The organism is Streptomyces sp. NPDC058964 (assembly GCF_042741275.1).
In the GTDB taxonomy this organism is placed as follows: Bacteria; Actinomycetota; Actinomycetes; order Streptomycetales; family Streptomycetaceae; genus Streptomyces.
Genome location: NZ_JBHYKH010000766.1, coordinates 1 through 3,017 on the forward strand (window position 1 = coordinate 1; position 3,017 = coordinate 3,017).

General features: G+C 72.9%; 5 protein-coding genes and 1 pseudogene. 2 read left to right on the forward strand and 4 right to left on the reverse strand.

Annotated features, from left to right (window positions below; all coding sequences use genetic code 11):
- Positions 1-256 (reverse strand): annotated as a pseudogene (locus tag ACFW2E_RS44400) (hypothetical protein); the annotation flags it as partial.
- An 80-nt stretch (positions 257-336) separates the two neighbouring features.
- Positions 337-987: an HAD family hydrolase gene (locus ACFW2E_RS44405; RefSeq protein ID WP_384477139.1), complete on the reverse strand. Its 651-nt coding sequence runs from the start codon at positions 985-987 to the stop codon at positions 337-339.
- 312 nt (positions 988-1,299) lie between these two features.
- On the opposite strand from ACFW2E_RS44405, the gene ACFW2E_RS44410 reads away from it, so the two are divergent.
- The gene (locus ACFW2E_RS44410; protein WP_384477142.1) at positions 1,300-1,659 is read left to right on the forward strand and encodes a hypothetical protein; all 360 of its coding nucleotides are present in this window, start codon (positions 1,300-1,302) and stop codon (positions 1,657-1,659) included.
- 1 nt (position 1,660) lies between these two features.
- On the forward strand, positions 1,661-2,089 hold the full coding sequence (locus ACFW2E_RS44415) for a hypothetical protein (RefSeq protein WP_384477144.1): 429 nt from the start codon (positions 1,661-1,663) through the stop codon (positions 2,087-2,089).
- Here ACFW2E_RS44415 and ACFW2E_RS44420 read toward each other — a convergent pair.
- Positions 2,079-2,576 carry a GNAT family N-acetyltransferase gene (locus ACFW2E_RS44420; protein ID WP_384477147.1) on the reverse strand — a complete coding sequence of 166 codons (498 nt, stop codon included), beginning with the start codon at positions 2,574-2,576 and terminating at the stop codon, positions 2,079-2,081. The genes ACFW2E_RS44415 and ACFW2E_RS44420 overlap by 11 nt on opposite strands.
- A gap of 44 nt (positions 2,577-2,620) precedes the next feature.
- Positions 2,621-3,017, reverse strand: a 397-nt coding sequence (locus ACFW2E_RS44425) for a sigma-70 family RNA polymerase sigma factor (RefSeq protein WP_384477150.1), incomplete at its 5' end; no start/stop codon positions are given.

A 3,017-nucleotide genomic window follows, 5' to 3' on the forward strand; every position in this document is an offset into this window, starting at 1 on the left:
CCGCATACGGATTCGGACCCGCCACCGCATCCGACGTACGCGGCGGCGCAAACGTCAGCTCCGCCGTCCCCGTCGTACCGGGATACAACCGCAACGTCTGCGGCTCGACCACCGTCCAGGGCGCCACATCCCCCACCGGCTCGAACCGGTACTCGTCCACCACATCGCCGGTGTTACGCACCCGCAGCCGCACCCGCGTACTACTGCCGGGATCGACGGTGACGGACGCGGGCTCCAGGGAAGTCCAAAGGCTCACACCTCGACGCTACGGCGACGTCAACGCGTCGTCAGGAGCCGTGGGGGGGGGCCCCGCGGCCCCCCCCCCCCGGACAGGGGTCAGCCGCGCACGGAGATCTCGACTCCCCCGTCGGTGACCAGCCCCGACAAGGCGGAGAGATCCGCGACCACCAGGTCGGCGGCCAGCTCGTGGGCCCGGTGGGTTGTGGTCAACGCCACGGTCGTCATACCGGCGGCCCGGCCCGCCTGGCGGCCCGCCGGAGCGTCCTCGAAAACGACGCAGTGGGCGGGATCCACGCCCAGTTGCCGGGCGGCGAGCAGATACGGCTCCGGATCGGGCTTGCCCCGCTTGATGTCGTCGGCGCAGACGAGGGTCTTGGGGCGTATCCCGACGGCGTCGAGCCGCGCCTCGGCCAGTCGCCGGGTGGCGGAGGTGACGACGGCCCACCGGTCGGCGGGCAGGGAGTCCAGGAAGTCCCGGGTGCCGGGCAGCAGCAGGACGCCCCCGTCGGGCACGTCCTCGACCTCCAGCTGCTCGACCCGCGCCACCGCCTCCGGCACGAGCCGGGCGGGCAGCAGATCGGCGACGATCTCCACGGCGGGCCGCCCGTGCAGCGCCACCCGCCCGAACTCCTCGGCCGTGATCCCGTACTCCCCGGCCCAGCGCGTCCAGCAGCGCTCGACGGACGCGAGGGAGGAGACGAGGGTGCCGTCGTTGTCGAACAGGAGGGCTTGCGCATGGATCGTCATGGTCTAGACCATACGGTGCCGCCCCGGCTTGCCGGTAACGGCACCGGTCACCGGCCATCGCGGGCATGAGACCCGAGGCGCCGGCGGCCTGTTTCGGGCCGGACGACTGCTACGGCCTGGCGTGGTCCCCGGCACACCTGATCGAGACGGCCGGCACCCCCGGTGCCGACGGGACGCCCCGCGGCCGACGCCTCCGCGCACCGGCGGATCCGGCGGTGGGCCCTCGCCGCCGGGCCCGTCGCCGACGGCGGGACGGACCGGTGAGGCGGGCCCGAGCGCAATGGACCTTTCGGGCCGTAATAGGGTCTCCGCATGCTCAATGCCCTGACGCTGGTGACCGGCGTCGCCGCGCTGCTGCTCGCCGCCTGGTGCGGATGGGCCGCCTATCGTGATCAGTCCACCAAGGACTGGCACTTCATCGGCATGGCCGTGGTGTCGCTGCTGGCCGTGGTGCAGCTGGTGATCGGGGTGGTCCAACTGGCCCGCGGCGAGAAGCCGGAACAGGGCACGACGATCTTCGTGGCGTATCTGCTGGGTGCCTTCGCCTGCGTCCCGGCGGCCGGGTTCATGTCCCTGGCCGAGCGGACGCGGTGGGGGTCGGTGACCGTCGCCGCCGGCGGTGTGGTGCTGGCCGTGCTCGAAGTACGGCTCTTCGACATCTGGGGAGGGTGAGATGACGACCACCGAGGAGAGGAAGCCGGCGAGGGCGCGGCTCATCACGGGGCCGGGGATGCTGCTCGTCTGGTTCTACGGCGTGATGGTCGTCGGGGCCGTGTCGCGGTGCCGGGTGGCGATCAACACGGTCTTGGGGCGGGCGCCGCGGGCCGAAGCGCTGGACGCCGGGGGCGGCGGGGGGTTCGGGGTGAACACCGACTCGCGCGGGGGCGGGGGCGAGACCGCCCGCAAGGCGGCGCTGGTGTGCTGCGCCGCCGAGCTCGCGGGAGTGCTCGTGGTCGGTACCTGGACCCTGGTCGATCCGTCGGCGTTCCCCGACGCGACGGTGTGGTCCGACTACGGCATGGGCTACGTCTTCATTCCCGTACTGCTGCCGCTGTCGGCCATGTACTGGCTGCGCAAGTCGCGCGCCGGCGTCACGCCGTAGTCGCGTACGTCCCCGCCGGCTTCTCCAGGACGATCAGCGGCACGCCGTCCGCTCCCTTGGACGTGCCCACCGTCTCGTACCCCACCCGCCGGTACAGCCGCAGGTTCCCCTCGCTGCGGTGACCGGTCTGGAGGCGGAACTTCTTCGCGCCGCGCTCCTCGACGAGGGCCGCCTCGGCCGCGCGCAGCAGCCGCGCGCCGATGCCGTGGCCCTGCAGGCGCGGATGGACGCAGAGCTTGCCGATGGCGGCGGCGCCGTCCTCGGTGATCGCGCCGCGCACCGAGCCGACCACCTCCTCGCCGAGCCGGGCGACGAAGACGCAGTCGGAGGCGACCTCCTGGCGGACGGAGTCGAGGCTCTGGACGAGCGGGTCGATGCGGTAGTTGCCGTACAACGCCGCCTCGCTCTGGAAGCACAGGTACTGGAGCCTGAAGATCTGCTCCGCGTCCTGCTCGGCCGCCACCGAGATGGTCACGCTCATGCCCATGTGCGCACGCCTCCCGCTCAACTGATCGCCTGTGTCCCTCACTCCTATCCCCGCGCTTCGCGGGCCGCAACCTCCGGTGCGAGCAAACGCCGAAGACATCCCAGACATCGGGAACGTTCCGGGCCGAGACTGCCCTGTGAGATACCCAACTCCCCTGCGATCTCCCGGTATGTGAGGTCTCTCGGGGAGAGCAGCGCCTCCATCAGACGGGGGCAGCGTCCGGGCAGCCGGCGGACGGCGTCGCGCAGGGCGCGGTGCCGGGCCGCGGTGACGGCGGACTGCTCGGGGCCACCGCCGGTCTCGTCGACGGGCTCCATCTCGTACGGCCGCTCGGCCCGGGCCGTACGACGGCTGCGGCGCGCCTCGGCGCGGACCGGCGTGCGCCGCCCCCCCGGCGGGGCGGCCCGTGGGCCCGCGGGGGGCAGACGCCGCCACAGGGGC